Origin of the sequence: Lacticaseibacillus pantheris DSM 15945 = JCM 12539 = NBRC 106106, assembly GCF_001311175.1 — a bacterium.
GTDB lineage: Bacteria > Bacillota > Bacilli > Lactobacillales > Lactobacillaceae > Lacticaseibacillus > Lacticaseibacillus pantheris.
The window spans coordinates 26,633-49,750 of record NZ_BBAI01000017.1 but is presented as its reverse complement, the minus strand read 5'-3'; the positions used below and the strand labels follow the sequence as shown (position 1 = coordinate 49,750).

Here is a 23,118-nt window from a genome sequence, read left to right as displayed (position 1 = left end):
CCGCGGTGATACCGGTTTTGGCCGTTTAGTCAGAGTTGCTTATACGTCGCTTTCTGGCCTGCGCAGCTCGTCTCAATATGCACGAGTAGCGCGGGAGCATAGTAGCATTCTCGGTCTTAGCCGCGGTGATACCGGTTTTGGCCTTTTGGTCAGAGTTGCTTATGCGGCGTCTTCTGGCCTGCGCAGCTCGTTTCAGTAAGCCGGGATAGTGAGGAATCCATGCAGTCATTCCCCGCCACCACCCCTCCGTCCAATACGGTTCATCGAGTGTCGAAACATTGAGAGTAACAGAAGGGAGCAGCGTCATGAGTTTACGGGATAAGTTAGAGCAGCTGGCTGATGAAAATCGCGGCCGCATTATGAAGACATCCGATTTGGAGGAATTGAACCAAATCAGGGTGAAGTTATTGGGTAAAAAGGGACCGATTACGGAAGTGTTGCGTGGGATGCGGGACCTCGCACCGGAAGAGCGGCCTCAAGTGGGCGAGTTTGCCAACAAGGTGCGTGACGAGTTAAAGACAGCCATTGAAAATCAGCGTCACGACATCGAGCAGGAAATGACTGCTCACAAAATTGCAATGGAAACGGTTGACGTCACTCTGCCTGGCACACCAGTTCGTCGGGGTACGGCCCACGTGATTGAACAGATCATCGACGACCTGGAGGACCTGTTCATGGGGATGGGTTATCAGGTAGTTGACGGTTACGAAGTGGAAGAGGACAAGTACAACTTTGAGAAGTTGAACATTCCGCCCGATCACCCCGCTCGTGACATGCAGGACACTTTCTATTTAGGGCACGACCTACTGATGCGGACACAGACCAGTGCCGTACAGGCCCGGACGCTGGAGAGTCATGATTTCAGCAAAGGCCCGCTCAAGGAAATCAGTCCAGGCCGCGTCTACCGTCGCGACACGGATGACGCTACGCACAGCCACCAGTTCCACCAGATGGAGGGCTGGTAGTCGATAAGCACATCACGATGGCCGACCTCAAAGGCACGCTGCTGGCGATGGCACGCCACGTCTTTGGCGCCGAGCGTGAAATTCGGTTGCGTCCCAGCTACTTCCCGTTTACGGAACCAAGTGTCGAAGTTGATATTTCTTGCTTCCGCTGTGGTGGTAAGGGCTGTGCCGTCTGCAAGTACAGCGGCTGGATCGAAGTGCTAGGCGCTGGTATGGTGCACCCGAACGTGTTGCGGTCAGCGGGTGTTGACAGCGATGTCTACGGCGGCTTTGCCTTTGGTGTGGGCCCAGACCGTTTGGCCATGCTGAAGTACGGTGTTGATGACATTCGTAGCTTCTACACTGATGATTTACGGTTCCTGCACCAGTTCAAGACGGAGGGTTAATTCATGGATGTTTCATACGATTGGTTAACAGAATTAGTTGATGTGCCCGTTGGCCCTGAAGAGTTAGCGGATAAGGTTTCGCGCACGGGTATCGAGGTGCCGAGCGTAACGCGTCGCGACGAGGGTAAGAAGAAGATTGTCATCGGCCACATCGAAAGCATGAAGATGCACCCGAACTCCGATCACATGCACGTTTGCATGGTGGATACTGGCGAAGACGAGTTACGGCAAATTGTCTGTGGTGCACCTAACGTTGCTGCGGGGCAGACCGTCATTGTGGCGTTGCCTGGCGCCCGGATTGCTAACAACGAAAAAAAATTAAGCGTGGCAAGCTCCGTGGCGAGATTAGTGATGGCATGATTTGTGCGCTCCAGGAAATTGGCTTTAGCGATAGCGTCTCCCCTAAGAAGTACGCTGATGGAATCTACGTGTTTAACGAAGCCATCAAGCCGGGCACTGACGCCATGGCGGTGCTGGGCATGCACGATGCCATCCTCGACTTTGACATTACGCCTAACCGTGCGGATGCCTTGGGGATGCGGGGAGTTGCCTGGGAAGTTGGCGCTACCTACGGAAACAAGCCACACTTTGATGATCAGCCCGTTGTTGAGACGGGCAAGCCGGTGGGTGACTTCCTGCAGGTGAGCGTCGACGACCCTGACGATGCGCCGAGTTACAACTTACGGGTAGTAACTGGTGTGCACGTGCAGGAAAGCCCACTGTGGTTGCAGCGGCGCTTGTGGAACGCTGGCATCCGTCCTCTGAACAACATTGTGGACATTACGAACTACATCATGTTGTACTTCGGCCAGCCAATGCACGCCTTTGATTACGACAAAGTCGGTGATGGTACCGTCCACGTACGGCGGGCCGCAGCTGGTGAAGGGCTCACGACCCTCGACGGAACTGAGCGTACCTTAACGACCGACGATATTGTGATTAGTAACGGCACTGTGCCCATTGCGCTCGCAGGTGTGATGGGGGGATTGAACTCGGAGATTACCGATAGCACTACCAGCATCGTTTTCGAATCCGCCGTGTTCAACCGGACCAGCATTCGTAAGACCGCCCAACGTTATGATTTGCGTAGTCAGGCCAGCTCCCGCTTTGAAAAGGGGATTGATGAATCGAACATCATTACCGCCCTTGATACGGCTGCACGCATGGCGGCAGAACTCGGTGGTGGGACGGTTGCTAGCGGAATTGCAACCGCTACTAGCGTGAGTGGCGCGCCAACAGTGATTGACATCACAACTGACCAAATTAACCACGTTCTGGGCACTGACCTAGATGCGGTGACTGTTCGCGGGATTTTTGACCGCCTCGGCTTTGGTGTAACCGGCGATGGCGACCAGATGACGGTCTCGGTTCCGGCGCGACGCTGGGATATCTTCATCGTACCGGACCTCATTGAGGAAGTTGCCCGCATTTACGGCTACGACAACCTGCCAGCAACGCTACCAACTGCCACAATGACGGTTGGCACGCTGACACCAGTGCAGCGGCGGCTCCGGCGTAACCGGACGTTGCTTCAGGGGGCGGGGATGGACCAGGCCATTACGTACTCGTTGCGTGGCGAGGATCAGGCCAACGAATTTGCTTTGGAAAACAACGCAACGACCAAGCTAGCTTGGCCCATGACCGTTGACCACCAGGAATTGCGTGCCAACATGCTGACGGGGCTGCTGGATGCCGTCCGTTATAACGCCGCACGTAAGGAAAATGACATCGCTCTGTATGAACAGGGCCGTGTATTTATCCGTGCCAATGGTCAACACCGTCCCGATGAGCACAATTACGTTGCCGGCGTTCTGTCAGGCAACTTTGCAAACAAAGAGTGGAACCAAAAGGCTCAGCCAGTCGACTTCTATACCACTAAGGGTATTGTTGCCATGCTACTGGATGACTACAACCTTGATACGCCGGTCGAGTACACAACTGATGAACTACCTAGCAGCATGCACCCCGGGCAGTCAGCATACATCATGCTGGCGGACCAGCGTGTTGGTTTACTAGGTCGGCTACACCCGCAGTACGAGGCTGATAACAACCTGCCCGAGACGTTCGTCTTTGAACTTAACCTGGAGCCACTATTGGCAGCCGGTCGCGCAGACAAGATCGTCGCACCCGCTCCAAAGTTCCCATCCATGACGCGGGACGTTGCGCTGCTTGTTGACATCACGACTACTAGTGCCGCGGTGGAAGACGTTATTCGTGCGCATGCGGGTCAGTATTTGCGCGACGTGCACCTGTTCGATGTTTACGCCGGACCCAAGTTGCCACCAGCAACTCGGAGTCTTGCATACACACTGACCTTCCGGCGGGACGATGACACGCTGACCGAGGACACGGTTGAAAAGGCCATGGCCGCGGTGGTCGACGCCCTTGAAACCGAAGTAAACGCTAAAATTCGGTAGTGACTATCGCTTTTTAGGCCCGTTTCTAATATAATGGCCTAGATAATTATCGTTGACGGAGGTTTCATTGTGGCTGGTTCGCAACAAGATCATGAAAAAAAATCCCCGGAACGTCGTTGGATAAACGGTCGTTTCGGGACGCTCAAAACCACCTCGTTCACCATATTGTTTGGTGGGTAATTGGCATTGTAGTGGCTTTGGTTGCCGTTACCGGATTTATGGGCTACCGGTACGTCACGACTTCGCTGGAGGCGGTGGATCCGCATTCAAGTAAAGCGGTGAGCGTCAAAATTAACAGCGGTGCTAGCACCAAACAAATTGGTGAAGCCTTAGCCAACAAGGGTGTTATTAAGAGTGCCACGGTTTTCGCGCTGTACGCCAAGATTAACAGTTACAGCGAGTTTCAGGCCGGGACGTTCCAAGTGGCCAAGTCCATGGACCTGAAGCACGTGGTTACCACCCTCATGGGTAAGGGCAGTAATGACGGTACGCAGGTACTGGTTCGTGAAGGTGAAACTGTCGAGACGATTGCTAGCTCGATGGACAAGTACACCAAGAAGAATGGTAACTTGTCGAAAAAGAGCTTCATGGCCTTAATGAAGGATGATACTTTCTTCAATCAATTGGCAAAGAAGTACCCAGAGCTGCTCGGTTCCGCCGCAAAGTCCAAGAACGTCCGTTACCACCTGGAAGGCTACTTGTTCCCGGCGACGTATTCGGTTAGTTCTGGCGAAACCATGAAAGAGCTGGTCACGCAGATGGTTGCTAAAACCAACTCGGTGCTGCAGCCGTACTACAGTAACATTAAGAAGCAGGACTTGACTGTCCAACACGTGTTGACCCTAGCATCCATTGTTGAGCGGGAGGGTGTGACCGAAGCCAGTCGCCGCAAGATTGCTGGTGTCTTCTTTAACCGGATTGACGCTGACATGCCACTGCAGTCCGACATCACGGTGATGTACGCCCTTAACACGCACAAGACCCACTTAACCAACAAGGATACGGCGGTTAAATCGCCGTACAACTTGTATAAGAACGCGGGCTTTGGCCCTGGACCGTTCAACCAACCGAGTCTACAATCAGTGCAGGCGGTGTTGAATCCGTCCGACCGGAGCGCGGGTTACCTCTACTTTGTGGCTAACCTCAAGACCGGTAAGATTCTGTATGCCCGGACTTTGGCAGAACAGGACGCCAACATTGCGGCCATTGGTAGCGACAACCAGTAGTAGTAACTTTTAGTGGGGATGGAAAGTAATGGAACAACAGAAGCCCATTGTTATTGGCATCACCGGGGGGTCGGCCTCCGGTAAAACAAGTGTTGCCCACGAGATTTTTGATCATTTTGAGGCAACCCGTTCAGTCACGTTAATCGCGCAGGACTCGTACTACAAGCACAGCGATTTACCCTTTGCTCAGCGGAAACTGATTAACTATGATCACCCGCTCGCCTTTGATAACGACCTGCTGGTAGCCGACATTGAGCGGTTGTTGCACCGCCAGGCGATTGAAAAGCCGGTGTACGACTATACTGACCATAACCGCACCAGTGACACGATTCACGTGGAGCCTACGGACGTTATTATTCTGGAGGGAATTCTGATTCTCGCGGAAAAAGAGTTACGCGAGTTGATGGATATTAAAATCTTCGTGGATACGGATGATGATATTCGGGTGTTACGACGGATCAAACGTGATACGGTTGAACGGGGCCGCTCGCTGGATGATATTATCAACCAGTACCAAAGCACGGTGAAGCCAATGTACCATGAATTTGTGGAACCCACTAAGCGGTATGCGGACCTCATTGTGCCTGAGGGTGGGCAAAACAAAGTAGCAATTGATTTACTGGTCACAAAGGTCCAGGCGATACTGGATCAGCGTGGCTTGATTTAAGCGAAAATAAGGAAGAGGTTGTATAGCATGGCAGACAAGACGTACCCGATGACGGCTGACGGTAAGGTTAAGCTGGAAAAGGAATTGGAACAGCTCAAGACGGTTAAGCGCCCAGAGGTAATTGACCGGATTAAGATTGCACGTAGTTTTGGAGATTTATCCGAAAATTCTGAGTATGAAAGTGCCAAGGACGAGCAGTCATCTTTGGAAACGCGCATCGCCCAAGTGGAGCAGATGTTGCGTTACGCCGAAATTATCGATAGCGACTCCGTGGCGAAGGACGAAGTGTCCGTGGGCAAATCAGTCACGTTCGTTGAAGTGGGCGAGACTGATGAGGAAACCTACCAGATTGTGGGTGCTGCTGAAGCGGACCCGATGGCGGGCAAAATCAGTAATGAGTCACCAATTGGCGAATCCCTGATTGGACACAAACTGGGTGAAACCGTAGCGGTACAAACACCTGGTGGCGACATGCAGGTTAAAATTACTGCGGTTGAATAAGTAGCACCGTAGTTAGAACAAAGGCGTACCCGTGTGGGTGCGCCTTTGTTGTTGGCAAATTTTTGGGCACAAAATCGGTCTGTGGACCCACGCAAATATGCCTGGTTACGGTATGATGTATGCAGGAGGTAGCCGCATGTCTTCACGGATATACTTTTTTTTGCAATTGTAGAATTCATATTAGCGCTGTTCCTCGGGTACAGCTTATTTGCCGACCTGCCCACGCTCATTTTCCTGATTGCGGGTGGGGTCTCATTGGCTATGGCCCGGGGGTTGCAAAGTGGTTTCTGGCACACGTTCCTGTTGGTCTTTGGTGCTGTTTCCGTGATCGTGAGTGTGGCCGTTCATGGTGCGTTCTGGTGGATGGTTGCCTTTGGCGGAATCATGCTACTACTGAGCTTACGGCGCCGTGCCCGCAACGGTAAGTGGACACCATGGACCCACAAACAGTTTGTGTCCGTTCACGGCTTTGGTGCTAACGCCGGTCGTCCGCGGCGACAGCCCTGGTTCGGTGATAGTACGATTGGTAGCTCGGTTTTCGAATGGGAGGACACTAACATCACCGTTCTTGCCGGTGACACCATCGTGGACTTAGGTAATACCATTCTGCCGCAACGCGACAACGTTGTGGTTATCCGCAAGGGCTTTGGCCGCACCCGCGTATTGGTGCCGCTGGGGGTGGGCATTGAGCTCAATCACTCGGCGTTAACGGGTAAAGTCAGTTTCGCTGGGGAAGATTTCCACCTTGCCAACGAAACTATTCACTTAGCTACTCCTGGGTATGATGATGCTTCGCGCCGTCTACGCATCGTTACGAGCACACTGATTGGCGACCTGGAGGTGGTGACCGTATGACCAAGAAGGGTTACGCCTGCATTTTAGGCGCTATTACGTTATTAATGTTTCTGCTGGAAGTCATTCTGATCTGGATGGTGGTGGTTGGCCACAAACTGACGTATGTTTGGCGGCTCTTAACCTACTCCATTGGCGGCATACCCGTAGCGGTTTTTGTTGTGCTAGCCGCATTCTCTGTGGGCCTGGTTGTGACCGGTAGCGTTTGGCTGGTGGTCCGATTGACGCAGCGCCGTATGTCGAATGAGCTCGGCCGGTTAGTACGAAACTTTTTGGATCAGGACACCGATCAGGCCCTGACTGTGAACGCGAAGATATTTGGTGCGGATAATGCCCGCCTGCTCCAAGCGCTACAGGAACAAATTGTCCGGTTACAGGGCGAGATTGCCCGGTACAGCAAGAAACCGGACTTGGTTGAGGGTGAAAGCAAAGAGGCCGTGGTGGTGGCCGAGCGTCAGCGCATTGCGCGCGAGTTACATGATTCGGTTTCGCAGCAACTCTTTGCGGCGATGATGCTATTGTCGACGATGCGTGCCGTGGTTGATGGGCAGCCTGAATTGGCGGATAGCGGTTTAACCAAGCAACTGGACACGATTGAACGTGTTATTAACGCCGCCCAATCGGAAATGCGTGCGCTTCTGCTGCACCTGCGTCCGACTTCGCTAGCTGGGAAGCCACTACGTGAAGGTATTATTGGGTTGTTGAAAGAACTACAAACCAAGATTAATATTGACATCAAGTGGGATATTGCCGACGTGCACCTGGCGACGACGACGGAGGACCATTTATTCCGTATTGTGCAGGAGCTACTGAGCAACACGTTACGACACGCTGAGGCCAATCAGCTGGAAGTGTATTTGAATACGGTCGGTAGTAACGTCGTCCTGCGTATGATTGATGATGGCGTCGGCTTTGATACGTCGGCCGCTGAAAATGCCGGTAGCTACGGTTTGAACAACATTGAGGAACGTGCCCGTAGCTTGGGCGGGACGGTGAAGTTAATTAGTTTCCCCGGCCAAGGTACGAGCGTCGAGGTGCGGGTGCCAGTGACTGTTAAGGAGGACAGCAATGATTAAAGTATTGATTGTCGATGATCACGAAATGGTGCGGTTAGGGATTTCGTCCTACCTGGGTATTCAGCAGGATATCGAGGTCATTGGCGAGGCGGAAAACGGTGCGGATGGTCGCGATCAGGCCTTGGCCGACCGACCAGATGTCATTCTCATGGACCTCAAAATGCCCAAAATGGACGGGGTGACGGCCACCAAAGAAATTTTGGCATCCTGGCCGCAAGCTCGTGTCATCATTTTGACTAGTTTTATTGATGATGAGCTAGTTTACCCGGCGATGGCCGCAGGGGCAGCGGGTACATACTCAAGACCAGTACGGCGGCGGAAATTGCGGACGCAATCCGCAACACGATGCGGGGACAGAGCACGATTGCCCCCGAAGTGAACGATAAGTTGCAGAATAAGGACCAGGCGATGGCCGATATGGCGCTCTACGATGATTTAACGAGTCGTGAACGTGAGGTCCTGGACTTAATTGCTCAGGGGAAAAGTAACCAGCAAATCGCTGATGAACTGTTCATCACCCTTAAGACCGTGAAAACGCACGTGTCGAATATTTTGGCCAAGTTGGAGGTGGATGATCGCACCAAAGCGGCCCTGTATGCCGTTAAGCACGGTAAGGTCAGTTCACAGTCCAACGATATCGGTGAATAAATTGTTGGTCACTAAAGCATAATGCGAAGCAACACCCCGCAACTTCGACTCAAACACGGAGTAGAAGTTGTGGGGTGTTGCTTTGTCTATCTGTTTGGTTAGGGCCGCTGACGTAGACGTTTGCTGAAGCGTGGGAGGGCTGCGTGCCGTGGCCGGTTCCGGAAGAACGCGAACCATGTAATTGCCGCTGCGATTTGCGATATGATGATGCCCCAGACGAGGTACGGAGGCACGTAGTACATGCTAATCGTGTGGTGACCCTTAGTTAGAGGAATAGCCATAAATAGGCCGAGTACCTTCTTGGGGGTGACTGTTCGACCGTCGACCCGCACGTGCCACCCGGGTACCTGGGGGATGGTGGTCATCAGCACTTGGTTCTTGCTACGAATGTTGACCGTGCCACGTAGCGAGTTACTACCGTGGTGGGTAACGTGAAGCGGCGATTTCTGTAGTTGGTCAATCGTTTGTTTGAAACCACTTGTATCCAGTTGGTATAACGCAACGTTGCCCAGGAACAGCGATTGTTTGTTGAGCGTAATCGTGATGGTGTTCACTTTATTCACCTGGGCAGGTGTGACGTTGAGCACCGCCGTATTGCGGAAGGAGTCGGCTAGGTGCACCTGCTGGCCGTTCAGGCGGACGGTGGCCGCGTTATCCGTCAGTGAACTGTCAACGGTCAAGTAGTAAGGCTCGGTGGTGTTAGCGATGAACGTGTACGTAATCGTTGCGGCACCACCTTTCTTGACGGTGTAGGTGCTACCGCCAATACCCGCCATGGACTTAATATTGTTGGTCATGGTGATGGATTCAAAGGGGCGTGCGGTAAACATGGTAGTTTTGGCCCCCGTAAGGCCCGTGGCAATACGTTCCTGATTAGTGAGCGGTGATCCCGTTGCTAGTTTAGTCTGGAGGATGTTGGCACTGGCCCCGAAGGCAATGCCTAGGGCGTTATCGTTGCGGTACACGTTCAAGTTTTGTGTGTGCCCGATGCCGGTATAGTTGGCAACGTCCTCGCGGGTACTTTCCGTCGGGAGGAAGGCAGTACTACCAGCACGTTTTGTGAGCCAATACTTGGTATCTAACAGCGCGTCGGTAAATTCGGTACCGTTGGCGTAGGCCACAAAGCCGTCGCCGTCAGCTTGGCCAATCTGTCCGAAAAAGGTGGGTACGTTGGGTTCAAACATAGAGTTGAACTGGTCGGTACCGTTAAACCCTACTTCCATGGCGTCGTTTTTGGTCCGGCCCACCGTTTTACCAATTCGGTACCAGCCGCTGTCACGACTTTGCACGGTATTGACACCGCTGCGCAGGGCCTCAGTGTACGTGTGGTAATCACTGTGGCTGACGTACGCCAACTGGTTCATTGTCAGCGCGGCGTTGCTGGTCATATCGACGATGCTGAGTAATAACATGATAACGTAGGTGCCCCGGTGTGCATTACCGCGGAGGCTCAGAACAATGATGGCCAGGAGGTTAAGGAGGCCAGTTAGCAGTACCTGTTGTTTGGTGAGGTAACTAAAGCTATCGAGGTTAAACCATACATAGAGGTCAGCCCCGACGCACACAAATGCCAGTAGGAGCATCTGTGGCAGGCTAATGCCATCGGGAAGATACTTGAAACCCCGCGCGGCGAGTAATATCAACCAGAAGGTGACTACAAAGGAAAAACGGTAGGGGTACCATACGGGAAATTGCAGGCCGTGCCAAACTAGGTCTAACGGTTCAAACATCATTGAGATGAACAAAAAGACGGTCCATGTTCCCGCAGCCACGCGTTCGCGCCAGTTGATCCGCCGGTTGGTGAAATAGATGATTGCGCCGAGTGTGGCCAGCGACCCCACAAAGATGTTGGGCAACCCGGAAGGCATCTGGTCAAAGTTGAATGAGCCCGCAACCAACTTACTGAGTAGGTGTAGTGGGTTGTACTCAAACTGCCAGTTAACGGTCGTGGCGGTATATGTACCCTTACTTTGCGTTATCTGGAAGAAGGTAGGGACCAACAGACAGGCGGCCAAGGCTGCGCCCAGTAGTCCGGTTAGGGCAAAGCGGCGGCAGGCGCGGATAACTGCCGCTTTGTGCAAACGGTCGCGGACGAGCGCAAACAGGAAGTAACCAATAGTGAATAAGATGACCATGTAGCCAATGTAGTAGTTAACCAGCAACGTGGCCGCCAAGAGCAGGGGAAAGCGGCGGGGCTGACCGGCTACCAATCGGTCTACCGCGTCGGCTACTAGTGGTAACATGATGGCGCCGTCAAACCACATCAGGTTCAGTTGGTTGGCAATCATCCACTGATAGGGCGTATGCCAGGCCGTAAGCTGGTAAAACCCAGCTCCGTAGACCGCGCCGGTGGAGGTAGTATGCCATCGAGAGGCTCGCCGCTCCGTATTTCAGTAGCGTCATGATGAGGATCCCAACATCCAGCATGGACTTAGGCACCAGCACTAACACTAGGTTGAAGGGACTCATTAAGTAGTAAGCCCAGACACCAATCATGTCCCCACCGAGCGCTTTGTTCCAGGCATAAAAAAAATTGTCCGGGGTGACCCAGCAGTGTTTGTCTAAAGTATGCGTAAAAATCAATGTACTGTTGACCCATATCCACGGTTAGTAAGCTACTATTACCAAATGGATACACATGCTGGCACGCACAGAAATAAATACCCATGATAATGATAGGTAGGGCAAAAGCAACTGTTAGTGGGTGCCGTTTAATTGAGTTAATCCAACGCATAGGAACCTCTCCGTTTGCGGTGATGGCATTCGGGTATTTGCCACCCATAATGTGTGGCAGTGACCCAGTTCACCGCGTTTAACCAACAGCATACCAGAAATTGGGCCCGTGGTGTTTGCACGGTTTCTTTGTTACACTAAACTACAGAAAATATGAAGGAGCGCCACTGTTGAAGTACATACGTACACCACGACCAAAACGACCAAAATCACGCATACCGTTTCGCTTGAACCTGCTTTTTTTTCTTTGTGTTTGTCCTCTTTGCCCTCCTAGTGGGTCAATTGGCGTACCTACAAATTATTAACGGCAGTTCCTTTTCCGAAGTGGTTAATAGTAGCAGTAGCACCACGGTTGAGGGTACCGTGCCGCGGGGGATGATTTACGACTCCGAGGGGCGGGTCATGGTCTCCAACAAGGCGAACAAAGCCATTACCTACACGAAGAACGAGTCGGTTACGTCGGCCCAAATGGAGAAGGTTGCCACCGTCCTGGCAACGTACATTAACGCCGACACTAGTTCGTTGACCAAGCGTCAGGAGTTGGACTACTACTTGGCGAACAAGCAGAACCTGAAGCGTGTTAACAAGCAGTTAACCAAAGCCCAGTTGAAATTGGGTGCCACGAAACTGTACAAACTGGAACTGAAGGCCGCCAAGAAAATTATGCCTAGCCTTAGCAGCAAGCAAAAGACGGCCGCCGCAATTTACTACAAAATGAACAGCGCCAGTGAATTCTCAACGGTGTACCTGAAAGAAACCGGAGTAACTTCTACAGAAGTGGCCCAGGTTGGGGAACACCTATCCAGCATGCCGGGCGTTAACTTGGGCACCGACTGGACCAACTCGTACCCGAACGGCAAGAGTATGTTGAGTATCATTGGCTCGGTCAGCACGTCCAAGCAGGGGTTACCAGAAGATTCATTGTCAGCATACCTGACTGAGGGCTACTCCCGAAACGACCGCGTGGGGACGTCTTACCTGCAGAAACAGTATGAGGACGTACTGAAGGGCAGTAAGTCACAGACCAAAGTAACCGTTAATAGTAATAATAGTGTGACGAGCGCGGTTCAGCAGTATGCCGGTTCGGCGGGGGAGAACCTTAACTTGACGCTTGACTCGAAGTTCCAAGGGCAAGTGGCCGACATCGTCAAGAAGTACTACCAGTCAGCCGTTAGTTCTGGTGCTGCGAGTTTGTCTGACGGTGCGTACGCCGTCGTTATGAATCCTAGTACCGGTGCGGTGCTCGCGATGACCGGTTACAAACACAACTTTAAAAAGAACACCATCACCGAAAATGCCCTGGGAACAATTAACCAGACCTTTGTTATGGGGTCGGTAGTGAAGCCCGCGATGGTTCTCGGGGCCTTAGAGGACGGAGTAATCACTACCAGCAACAGTTCACTACCCGATGTGCCAATTTACCTTAAGGGCACACCAGTGAAGAAGTCGTGGTACAACATTGGCGCGTACAGTTCACTAACCGCCGATCACGCCCTCGAAATTTCCAGTAACATCTACATGATGCGGTTGGCGATGCGTGAGGGTAACGCCAAGTACGAGGCTAACAGTTACTTAACGATGGACAACGACATCTTTAGCAAGATGCGCCGCCACTTTGGCGAGTTTGGTCTGGGCATCAAGACGGGGATTGACCTGCCTGGTGAGGTCACTGGCCTTGAGGGTGCCACCCACAACAGTTATGGTGCCCTGGCCGTTGGGTCCGCACTTGACTTGTCCTACGGGAACTACGATGCGTACACAACCATGCAGCTGGCAGATTACGTCAGCACCGTCGCCAATGATGGCTACCGGATGCGTCCGTACCTGGTGCAGTCGATTACTGACAGCAGTAAGAGTAGTAAGAGCAAATCCGTACTGTCCACTACGCAGCCCGAAGTATTGGGCAAAATTGGGGCAACGCAGGCGGACGTTAACCTGGTCAAGCAGGGGATGTGGATGACCGTCCATGGTTCTGATAGCAACCGGACGGTTAGTGCGTTGAACGACCTGAATCCTGGTGTAGCCGCGAAGTCTGGTACTGCACAGACCTTTGCCCACTCAGACCCTACTGATTCGAGTTCACCGCTGGTCGAAACTACTACCATTAGTTTGGTAGCCTTTGCTCCGGCCAAGAACCCACAAATTGCCGTTGCCCTAGTCATACCTAACCTGACCTCACTTCGGGGGCTTGGAACACGTCGATGGCGCACGACATTATTGAGTCGTATTACAAGCTGCACAACGTTAAGGAAGATAGCGGCTATTCGAGCTCACAAGCGACGATTAACGGCTAGACAACTACACAATATCGGTCATGCACGTCAAGACGACGGGTAGGGGCCGATATTTGCGTTTAATCAGGTGACCCTAGTGGCGGTTATGGCCGGTGGGGTGCCGTGGCGTGCTACGACTTTGTGGACTGTTGATATTGGCTGGTCGTACTGGCGTGGTGGCGGAGGTTGAGCGGCTGGTCACCGCGACCGGCTACGTGCCTCACGCTCACGCCCGTTCCGGGCTACCGCGAATTGCCGTAGCCCGAGCAAAACCCGCTCGGTCTAGCCAATTTGATTCTGTAAGTCATAACTGCCAGTAAGTGCTAACGCACCAACTGGCAGTAACTCTAACAGAACTACGGGCCTGCAGCCGTCGCGGGGACCAGCCGCTCAACCTCCGCCACCACGCCAGTACGACCAACGTAGATGTTCACCGTTAAGTTTACGTGCTAGCTCACAGCACCAATTCAAATGGTGGAACAGTAACAAACGCACCCGGAGTGTATATTCGCACTACTAGTTGAGTCTATACCTGTACCAGTTCGGTCGGGTAACTTATCGGCAGTGGATCATAGAATTGGATCATAGTTCTATAAATTAGGTCCACGAAATTTCGCGAACCCGCGGGTGACCTTTGGGACGGAGGCGTCGTGCACGGAGACGTAGTTATCACAGTAGCGTAAGGCCGCGTCGGTCGGACCGATGGGCGTAGGCGTGTGGGGTCGGAATGGTAACCACTGCCAGGGGGCACCGCCGTAGGAACGGAGTGACGTACGGCGCGACGAATTTCGAGACTGACCGGTGGTTTTCCGGGCAGGCTTGAAATCGCGGCGGAAACACGCCCGCACTTGGCGGGTTGGAGCCTTCGCCCTAGCAGTGGCTTACCATGGAGCGCCCCACGAAAGCCGCAGCTCACCGGTTCGGCCAACGCTGCCGTCAGCCACCACCGTAGCAACCTACGGCGTAGGGCACGTAAGCCGGAGCTCACCAACCCGGCCAACGCTGCTGCGACGACCAAATTTTTTTGCGTAAATGCGACGCCATAGATTTTTTTGCCGTGACGTGCTTGGAAAGCGCTCAATAAATTGGTAGAATTGTAAGAGTTGCTTGCACGGCTAGTGCGGAAGGGGGCAGCAATGCGAAATTCCCGTTTTAACGGTGCGTGGCGAAATCAACCGTTCGTAACGTACACCTTATTGGTCATCACGATTGGGATGTTTGTACTGGAGACCACAATGGGTGGCAGCACTTCAACTAAGGTGCTCGTCACTTTGGGTGCCCGGTTCAATCCTTATATCGTCCTCTTTGACCAGTGGTGGCGACTCGTCACCCCTATTTTTCTGCATATCGGCATTGTGCACTTACTGGTGAACATGATGTCGTTATGGTGGCTAGGCCGAATGACGGAAACCGTCTTTGGGCACTGGCGCTTTCTAACAATTTATCTTATTAGTGGCATTGTTGGTAATATTGGTGGCATGATTTTTGATGGGGCCAATACCGTAGGTGCGGGCGCGTCCACATCGCTGTTTGGGTTGTTGGGTGCATTTCTCATGCTGGGAGACAACTTCCGCCACAATCCGGCCATCAACGCGGCCGTGCGGCAGTTTGTCATTATTGTGGTCATTAACTTGGTGTTTGACCTTACCCAACCGACCATTGATATTGCCGGTCACATTGCGGGACTCATTGGTGGTTTCCTGATTGCTGGGGCCGTTGGATCTCCGCGAGTTGGTACGATTGCACCCGCCAAGCGTGTGCTGATGGGCGTACTTTTGGTGGTCGTACCCGTAGCCATGTTCTTAATCGACGGGTCGAGGATATTGTGATGAAGACCTATAATGACGTTCTGAAGTTGCTTAAACAGTTTGGCACCTACATTCACGTCGGCAAGCGCTTGTATGACATGGAGCTGGCGGCAATCGAATTAGACCGGCTGGCAAAGTCGGGGCTGATTGACCGTAAAACCTACGCCACCGCCAAAATAATTTTGAACCACGAGCATGAAGAAGAGCAGCGTCATCCGCTCAAATTACAGCAAAAAAAACACATTCGGAGGAACAAAGTAATGACTGACCAGAAATTGATTGGTGTGGACCTCGGGGGGACCACGACTAAGTTTGCAATCACTACCGCTGACGGTGAGATTCAGCAGCGGTGGAGCATTGACACCAACGTTTTGGACGAAGGGGCCCACATTGTCCCTGACATCATTGACAGTATCAACGAGCACATCTCGCTCTACCAGATGAAGCCTGAAGACTTTGAGGGCATTGGTATGGGTTCACCCGGTTCCGTGGACGTGAAGGCCGGTACCGTTACTGGTGCCTACAACCTCAATTGGAAGACCACGCAGAACGTTAAGGCTGATATTGAAGCGGGCACACACCTGGCCCTCACGATTGATAACGACGCCAATGTCGCTGCTTTGGGCGAACGTTGGCGCGGTGCCGGCGAAAACGAACCGGACGTTGTGTTCGTGACGCTGGGTACCGGTGTCGGTGGTGGTGTGATTGCCGATGGTCGGTTGTTACACGGTGTTGCCGGCTCGGCTGGTGAAATTGGCCACGTTTGTGTCGACCCACATGGGTACCTTTGTACTTGTGGAAACCACGGTTGTCTGGAAACGGTCGCAAGCGCAACTGGTGTCGTACGGGTAGCGCGTGAAATGGCCGAGGAATACTCCGGTAATTCGTCCATCAAGAAGACGTTGGACGATGGCGACGAAATTTCGTCCAAAATCGTCTTTGACGCCGCCAAGAATGGTGACCCGTTGGCAATCAAAGTGGTTGACCGCGTAAGTTACTTCCTGGGCCTAGCGTTGGCTAACGTCGGGAACACGATGAACCCGCGTTACGTTGTCATCGGTGGCGGTGTGAGTGCGGCCGGCGAGTTCCTGCGTAGCCAAGTTGAAAAGTACTTCAAGCAATTTGCGTTCACGAACGTGCGCGAAACGACCGAAGTACGGTTGGCAACGCTTGGCAATGGTGCCGGCGTTCTTGGTGCCGCACGTCTTGCCCTAAATTAACCTCATGGAGTTGTAAAGGAGAGTCTGGCTATGTTTGCCAAAGGATTATCGATTATTAATTCAGTCGTCATTGCTGTTGGAATTGTCCTGATTTTCTGGGCGGCCAACTGGTTTTACAAGTACGTCGTTACGCGGCGCCTACGGAGCGTCGGTGGTGAAATTAACGCCGATGAGTTTGAGCAAAACATGCGTAAGGCACAGATTATTGACCTCCGTGAAACCAACGACTTCAATGGCGGACACATCCTGGGCGCACGTAGCATGCCTCTCACCCAGTTTAAGGACCGGATGACCGGTCTGCGGCAAGACCTACCCGTGTATCTTTACGATACCACCGGGTCCATGTCCATCCGGGCGGCTCAGATGCTTAAGAAGGCCGGCTTTACACAGGTCTACTGGCTGAAGAAGGGTTATGCCGACTGGTCTGGTAAAACTAAAAAGAATAAGTATTAGCAGTTAACGGCGACGGTCAGCGGACCGTTGCGCCATGTGACCGCAAGTAAAAGCACTCACCAAAGATACCGCTAGCGGGTTTGGCGGGTGCTTTTCACGTTGTTGGGTGGTCTGCAGAAAAACGCCGTTGCACCAGCGTGATGGGTTGGTGCAACGGCGTTAGGTTGGTGCGTGATTCATCGCGGCAATTAGCCTTGGTGAGCGCCGCGCGACTTGCGAATTGCACGCCGGCGGTTCGTGTTAATTTCTTCTGCCTTGTCTTCGACAGGGTCAACGTAGGTCTTCTTAAATGCATAGACACTACCGGCAACGGCACCGGCTGCTGCCAGTACCCCAGTCAAGAAGCCTTTTGCGAATTTGTGGGCCATAGTTACTACCTCCTTATAGTGGGGTGCAATATACTTACATTTCTTATTATAATTCATATAGGGGATAATATGAACGCTTTCAAACCAAAAATTATTATGGTGGCTGGTCCAACCGCCGTGGGTAAGACCGCACGGGGATTCGGCTGGCGCAGACACTGGGCGGAGAGATCATCAATGCGGACGCGTTCCAGGTTTACCGGGGGATGGATATCGGTACCGCAAAGCCCACAGCGAAGGAGCTCGCGGCCGTTCCCCACCATTTAATTGATATTCTTGATCCCGGGGAGCCGTATTCCGTGGCACGGTTTATCGAATTAGCGGGAGCGGCTATTCAGGACATTTCGGGGCGTGGATTAGTGCCAATTTTGGTGGGCGGTACCGGCTTTTACCTAAATGCACTGCGATTAGGTCTGCCACTAGGAACTGATGGTGTGAGCCCGGAACGGGTGCGTTGGCAGAAGTTCGCGGACGAATACGGAAATCGTGCCATATGGGACGAGCTGGCAAAGAGGGATTCTGCCGCGGCGGCAAAGATTCCGGTCGCGAACGTGAGACGTACCGTCCGTGCCCTCGAGGTAATTGAACAAACGGGGACCCTTTTTTTTCCGCGCAACCCGCGCCGGTACCGCAGTACGACACCCTGGTTTTGGGGCTAACAACTACCAGGGAGCTGCTCTATCAACGCATTAACGAACGGGTTGAACAGATGGTTGCCTCTGGGCTGGTTGACGAGGTGCAAAGCATTACTAAGCAATTCGGGACACATAATCAGGCCTTGGCGGCGATTGGGTACAAGGAGCTCATACCGTACTTTGCTGGGGAGTACGATTTGTCAACTGCAATCGGACTCATACAACGTAATTCGCGACGGTACGCCAAACGCCAGTTAACGTACTTGCGCAACCAGATGTCACCTTCCTGGTATGACCTGGTCGAACAGCCCGCAACGTACAACCAAATGCTGATGCGCGCACAAAATTTTGTTAATGGTCTGGACCGGTAAAACGTCAATTTGCTAAAAAGCGTTGCATGTTAGGTTTTCTAACAAAAACGGTTGACCCCCGTGGTGAGTGGTTTATACTTAACAACATTGAAGGGGGAATGGTCATGGCCAATTCAGAGATTTTGCGGCGGCGGGCCGTTCTGCCTATTGGTACAGTTATGGATCTAACAACGTTAACCGCACGGCAAATCCGCTATTATGAGACGCAGGGGTTTGTTCATCCGTCTAGAAATGCTGGTAACCACCGGATGTTCTCATTAACGGACGTGGACGTACTGTTGAGTATTGTGCAGCAGCGCAAGTCTGGCTTGAGCCTGGGCGAGATTCGGCGTATGCGTGAAGTGAAGGCCCGGCAGACGAGCGATTCGGACGCGCGGAAGATGTTGCAGGATGACATACTGAACCAATCTGGATTTACGCAGGCGGGCAGGGGCCCGTACGGACAAGGGTTTAACTAGGAAGGAAGAATTTAATCAATGGCACGTAAACAGTACACCGCAGACGAAATTCGCGATATTGTCAAGCAGGAGAACGTTCAATTTTTACGCCTCATGTTTACCGATATTAACGGGATCATCAAGAACGTGGAGGTACCGATTAGCCAGTTAGACAAAGTGTTGAACAACAAGATTACGATGGACGGCTCCAGTATCGATGGGTTTGTGCGGATTGAGGAAAGCGACATGCTGCTGTTCCCCGACCTGGACACCTGGATGATCTTCCCGTGGGGGAGTGAGCATGGCAAAGTCGCGCGGTTAATCTGTTCGGTACATATGACCGACGGGACGCCGTTTGCTGGCGATCCCCGGAATAACCTGGCCCGTGTCATTGAAAAGATGAAGGCGGATGGCTTCAGTTCGTTTAACATTGGACCGGAACCAGAATTCTTCCTGTTTAAACTTGACGACAATGGCCGACCAACGACCACGCTGAACGATAAGGCTCCTACTTTGACCTGGCACCACTCGACCTGGGCGAAAATTGCGTCGGGACATCGTGCTGGAACTCGAAAAGATGGGCTTCGAAGTTGAAGCCTCTCACCACGAGGTCGCACCGGGCCAGCACGAGGTGGACTTTAAGTACGCCAACGCTTTGGAAGCAGCCGACAACATTCAGACCTTTAAGCTGGTTGTGAAGACCATCGCCCGTAAGCACGGGCTGTACGCTACGTTTATGCCTAAGCCACTGCACGGTATTAATGGTAGCGGGATGCACATGAACATGTCGCTATTTAAGGGTAAGGATAATGCCTTCTTTGATGCCGAGGGTGAGGACCAGTTGTCCGCCACGGCTTTGCACTTCCTGGCTGGTCTGCTGGATCACGCCCGCGCATTGACGGCAATTAACAACCCAATCGTTAACTCATACAAGCGTCTGGTGCCTGGCTTCGAGGCCCCCGTATACATTGCGTGGTCCGGTAAGAACCGGTCACCACTCATTCGGGTACCATCTGGTCGCGGCGTTTCAACCCGTCTGGAGATGCGCAGTGTGGACCCATCGGCGAACCCATACCTGTCGATTGCAGCGATGCTGACAGCCGGCCTCGACGGGATCGAGGAAAAGTTACAGCCCGAAGAAGCTGTTGACCGTAACATCTACCGGATGGCTCAATCAGAACGGTTGGCTAACCACATTCAGGATTTGCCCAGCACGTTGCACAACGCGTTGAAGTACCTGGAAACTGACGAAGTGGTTCAAAGTGCCCTGGGTGACCACCTGTACCACAGTTTCCTCGACTCCAAGAACGTTGAGTGGGCCGCTTACCGTCAGCAGGTCAGTGAGTGGGAACGTGAGCAGTACCTAGAATTATACTAAATAGTGCGTTAGTCGGTGGTCACACGTCGCGACTGACCGGCACGTATGCAAAGAAGGCTCCGTGGTTAAGCCCACGGGGCCTTCTTTGCGTAGTTGCTGTAGTTGCTGTAGTTGAATGTCGGTGCTTAGTCCTGATCGTTTCGGAACGGTAGGTCAAGGTGACTAGCCTTGAGGTCCACAGTAATGGTCGGTGTTGCTGTTGGCCGAATCGTCTGGGCCATATCCGCGCCGTGAACAATCAGTACTAGCTGGCGGCCGGCGGGTAGGTGGTACCGCGTTGGCTGCAACGTTAATTGCATGTCCACCCATTCACCGGGGTTCACAGTGACGGCCGTCGCGCCATCAACTGGATTTTGCAGGTTGGCATGGCTAAAGCTGATCAGTTGCGCCGCGTTCGGCTGCTTCTGGGGCGCAAATTCAAGCGTATTTTCATACTGCCAATCGAACCCGAGGGGATAGTTTCCACGGGCGACGATGCTGGCCGTGGGTTGCAGGCGGAACGCACTCCCTATGTCCACCAGCCGTGCGCTAATAATTGCGGTGGGCGCATCAGAACGCACGCGTAAGTGTAGGGTGCCCGTTCCTTCAATCACGACGTCCTGGTCAGCTTGGAGGAGCGGCAACCATAAGCGTGCCGCGGAATAGGGGGAGTCGGGTTGGATAATTTGGCGTTCAAAGCTGTCGCTGGTATCGTGCTCCGCGTTAAAGATAGCGGTGCTCTCGTCTTTGAACTCAGCGGTAGGCTCGTCCGTCCCAAACTGGAATTGCCGGTTAGTGACGCCGGTGCCGTGCCCAAAGTCGGGTGTTGTCACCCACTTGGCGGCCTCGACGTTGTCCTGAATTTCCACATCGGGCAGCGCGTTGACCGCATCATTATCGACGCCAAGTAGTTTATTACTTAGCCATAGATTCATTTGGTCCGCAAAGTCGAGCGACTGGATATTGTTTAGGTACACGTGTTGGCCCTGGTGAAAGAACATCTTGTGGTGAACGGAACTGCCAACGGTCCGCAATGCTTCGTGTAACTTCACCACGTTGCGTGGTTTGACGTTCCAGTCGTTGAGACCGTGAACGCTGACAAAGTCGCACTGGATTTGCGCCACGTTATGCCGATAATTGCGTACGTCCCAAAAAGGGGTGTAGTCGCCGTGTTGCCGGTCCTGGGCCTGACTAATGTCCTTCAGGCGGGACTCCCATTTTGCTTTCACGCGGTTGGCGTCGCCGGGAGCCTGCTGGCGGGAGTAGGTATCAATCGCGAGGACATCGGCGTCCTCGCCCTGAAAGCCACCGGGGGCCACAACCAGCCCCTGCTCGCGGTAATAATCATACCAGCTAGAGATTGCCGCCTCTGAAATGACGGTTTTGAGGGCGGGCACGCCGCTGGTTGCAGCGGCGATGGCAAGCGTCCCGAGGTAAGACTTACCCGTCATTGCAACGTTACCGTTACACCACCAGGCGGTGATGGCCGTGTGCCCGGTACGGGTCGTGAATGCCCGCCTATTGCCGTCTAGCCATTCAATGATGGCGACGGCGCTGGCAGTTTCATCAGGCCGCCGGTTGAGCGTAGGCCATCGCTCCCACGCGTTCCGACTCCGGCTGAGTACACGGTGGCAAAGCCGCGAGCCAGGAAGTAATCGTTCAGTGAGTATATTCCGGGTTCATCGCCGAAAACGCTGGCGGTTTTAGTGGTGTCAGTCACTTCGCGGTGTGGCAGTTGGTCTTGCTCGGGGTGCCAGTCCGCGTCAGTGGCAGCCGGTTGCGTACCCGCAGCTTTGACCTGGAGCGTGGGTTCGGGCACGTGGGTTGCGGCCTCGACGTCCTGGTCGTTAGTCCCGTGAAAGTAAGGGTTAGCGGTAAATAATGCCGGTACCTGCACACCTTTGTCAGTTACGCGGGGCCGAATGATGGTCGCTTCCAACATATCACGCTGGCCGTCACCATCGGTATCAAGGTCAGATTCGATCCAGACGACCTCGCGGATAATTTGGTGGGTATCAAAGGTGGGCAAAGATTTGCCGTTGAAGAAGGTGAACCGTTCTGGCAGTGTGTTCAACAACCCCTTTGCCGCGAGGGCGTCAATGAGCGTGACCACGTTGACCGTCCTGGTGTTCAGCAACAGGTAGACGGCGGACACAAACTTGTCCTGGTTGTTGATGTCAGCGTCTTGGTAAGGCAATCCGGTCTGCTTCATGAACGTGCGCGGGTGCTGCTGATCAAAGTCGACGCGGGGCTGGAAGCTAGATATTGCAGCGCAACGTTGTAGAAATTATCACGCTTGATGACGTCGCGGTCGGTGGCAAGCCAGGTCGCCAAGTCTGTGTCGTCATCGACGGCGCGGTTTGCCCAGGCTTCCCGTGTTGCGGCGTCACCGTGCGCTTGGGGTTCAAAAAGCGCAAACGTGGCTCGGGCCAAGTCACTTAGCGTACGCTCCTTAGTGGGGAACCCTAGTTGGGTTAGTTCATTCTTTTGGGTGCCAGATCGGCTTTGATCCGGCCAAATTGATACAGGTGCATGGCAGATGCCTTCTTTCCTCATTACATTCTCATTGTTAAGCCCAGTTTAATGGTAATTAACGTGGAGAACAAGCGGGTACGCGATATTGTTGCGCACGTGCCATAACGGTAAGAAAAATTGCCGGCCTTAACTGGGGAACAGGGTAGTCCCGCGAGGCGTTGCCGGGTGCAAAACACTAAATTATGTTTTGTCC

13 protein-coding genes and 9 pseudogenes are annotated in these 23,118 nt (G+C 53.1%); 17 read left to right on the top strand and 5 right to left on the bottom strand.

The features are described 5' to 3' along the window. The 9 genes and pseudogenes from JCM12539_RS14070 to JCM12539_RS14060 all read left to right on the top strand — a co-directional run. The coding region (locus tag JCM12539_RS14070) for a hypothetical protein (protein WP_225350282.1) at positions 1 to 199 on the top strand (199 nt) is incomplete at its 5' end. Between the two features lie 106 nt (positions 200 to 305). Continuing rightward, positions 306 to 1,351: pseudogene (locus JCM12539_RS07015) on the top strand (phenylalanine--tRNA ligase subunit alpha). A 3-nt stretch (positions 1,352 to 1,354) separates the two neighbouring features. Then, positions 1,355 to 3,768, top strand: a pseudogene (pheT, locus tag JCM12539_RS07010) (phenylalanine--tRNA ligase subunit beta). A gap of 116 nt (positions 3,769 to 3,884) precedes the next feature. Continuing rightward, the gene (gene mltG, locus JCM12539_RS07005; protein ID WP_225350280.1) at positions 3,885 to 4,994 is read left to right on the top strand and encodes an endolytic transglycosylase MltG; all 1,110 of its coding nucleotides are present in this window, start codon (positions 3,885 to 3,887) and stop codon (positions 4,992 to 4,994) included. 28 nt (positions 4,995 to 5,022) lie between these two features. After that, positions 5,023 to 5,661, top strand: coding sequence for a uridine kinase (udk, locus tag JCM12539_RS07000; protein ID WP_054650307.1), 639 nt, complete (start codon positions 5,023 to 5,025; stop codon positions 5,659 to 5,661). A gap of 27 nt (positions 5,662 to 5,688) precedes the next feature. Continuing rightward, positions 5,689 to 6,162: a transcription elongation factor GreA gene (greA, locus tag JCM12539_RS06995; RefSeq protein ID WP_054650305.1), complete on the top strand. Its 474-nt coding sequence runs from the start codon at positions 5,689 to 5,691 to the stop codon at positions 6,160 to 6,162. Positions 6,163 to 6,312: 150 nt separating this feature from the next. Beyond that, positions 6,313 to 7,017: a cell wall-active antibiotics response protein LiaF gene (gene liaF / locus JCM12539_RS06990; RefSeq protein ID WP_439645127.1), complete on the top strand. Its 705-nt coding sequence runs from the start codon at positions 6,313 to 6,315 to the stop codon at positions 7,015 to 7,017. Continuing rightward, positions 7,014 to 8,090, top strand: a complete 1,077-nt coding sequence (locus tag JCM12539_RS06985) for a sensor histidine kinase (protein WP_054650301.1) — start codon at positions 7,014 to 7,016, stop codon at positions 8,088 to 8,090. The genes liaF and JCM12539_RS06985 overlap by 4 nt, the downstream gene beginning before the upstream one ends. Further along, positions 8,083 to 8,738, top strand: a pseudogene (locus JCM12539_RS14060) (response regulator transcription factor). Before JCM12539_RS06985 ends, JCM12539_RS14060 begins: the two are co-directional and overlap by 8 nt. Positions 8,739 to 8,836: 98 nt before the next feature. On the opposite strand, the gene JCM12539_RS06975 reads toward JCM12539_RS14060, so the two are convergent. Together JCM12539_RS06975 and JCM12539_RS14700 are read right to left on the bottom strand one after the other, a co-directional pair. Continuing rightward, positions 8,837 to 11,026, bottom strand: a complete 2,190-nt coding sequence (locus tag JCM12539_RS06975) for a YfhO family protein (RefSeq protein ID WP_054650299.1) — start codon at positions 11,024 to 11,026, stop codon at positions 8,837 to 8,839. Beyond that, positions 10,992 to 11,406, bottom strand: a pseudogene (locus JCM12539_RS14700) (YfhO family protein). Before JCM12539_RS14700 ends, JCM12539_RS06975 begins: the two are co-directional and overlap by 35 nt. A 235-nt stretch (positions 11,407 to 11,641) precedes the next feature. Here JCM12539_RS14700 and JCM12539_RS06965 point away from each other — a divergent pair. From JCM12539_RS06965 to JCM12539_RS06950, 5 genes and pseudogenes are all read left to right on the top strand, one after another. Continuing rightward, positions 11,642 to 13,765, top strand: a pseudogene (locus JCM12539_RS06965) (peptidoglycan D,D-transpeptidase FtsI family protein). A gap of 1,115 nt (positions 13,766 to 14,880) precedes the next feature. Next, positions 14,881 to 15,573: a rhomboid family intramembrane serine protease gene (locus tag JCM12539_RS06960; protein WP_054650295.1), complete on the top strand. Its 693-nt coding sequence runs from the start codon at positions 14,881 to 14,883 to the stop codon at positions 15,571 to 15,573. Next, a pseudogene (locus JCM12539_RS14055) lies at positions 15,573 to 15,740 on the top strand (YqgQ family protein); the annotation flags it as partial. The gene JCM12539_RS06960 and the pseudogene JCM12539_RS14055, both read left to right, overlap by 1 nt. Before the next feature lie 72 nt (positions 15,741 to 15,812). Then, complete coding sequence (locus tag JCM12539_RS06955) at positions 15,813 to 16,772, top strand: ROK family glucokinase (protein WP_054650313.1); 960 nt, start codon at positions 15,813 to 15,815, stop codon at positions 16,770 to 16,772. 51 nt (positions 16,773 to 16,823) lie between these two features. Continuing rightward, positions 16,824 to 17,225: a rhodanese-like domain-containing protein gene (locus tag JCM12539_RS06950; RefSeq protein WP_054650311.1), complete on the top strand. Its 402-nt coding sequence runs from the start codon at positions 16,824 to 16,826 to the stop codon at positions 17,223 to 17,225. Between the two features lie 188 nt (positions 17,226 to 17,413). Here JCM12539_RS06950 and JCM12539_RS06945 read toward each other — a convergent pair whose 3' ends face one another. Then, complete coding sequence (locus JCM12539_RS06945; RefSeq protein ID WP_054650293.1) at positions 17,414 to 17,593, bottom strand: DUF3042 family protein; 180 nt, start codon at positions 17,591 to 17,593, stop codon at positions 17,414 to 17,416. 69 nt (positions 17,594 to 17,662) lie between these two features. Here JCM12539_RS06945 and miaA point away from each other — a divergent pair. The 3 genes and pseudogenes from miaA (at position 17,663) to glnA (ending at position 20,411) form a co-directional block, all read left to right on the top strand. Continuing rightward, positions 17,663 to 18,596, top strand: a pseudogene (gene miaA, locus JCM12539_RS15155) (tRNA (adenosine(37)-N6)-dimethylallyltransferase MiaA). Positions 18,597 to 18,700: 104 nt separating this feature from the next. Continuing rightward, positions 18,701 to 19,054, top strand: a complete 354-nt coding sequence (locus JCM12539_RS06935) for a MerR family transcriptional regulator (protein WP_054650291.1) — start codon at positions 18,701 to 18,703, stop codon at positions 19,052 to 19,054. A gap of 18 nt (positions 19,055 to 19,072) precedes the next feature. Continuing rightward, positions 19,073 to 20,411, top strand: a pseudogene (glnA, locus tag JCM12539_RS06930) (type I glutamate--ammonia ligase). 125 nt (positions 20,412 to 20,536) lie between these two features. Here glnA and JCM12539_RS14050 read toward each other — a convergent pair. Next, complete coding sequence (locus JCM12539_RS14050) at positions 20,537 to 21,325, bottom strand: CocE/NonD family hydrolase C-terminal non-catalytic domain-containing protein (RefSeq protein ID WP_225350283.1); 789 nt, start codon at positions 21,323 to 21,325, stop codon at positions 20,537 to 20,539. 96 nt (positions 21,326 to 21,421) lie between these two features. Continuing rightward, positions 21,422 to 22,946 (bottom strand): annotated as a pseudogene (locus JCM12539_RS14045) (Xaa-Pro dipeptidyl-peptidase); the annotation flags it as partial. Between the last annotated feature and the right edge of the window lie 172 nt (positions 22,947 to 23,118).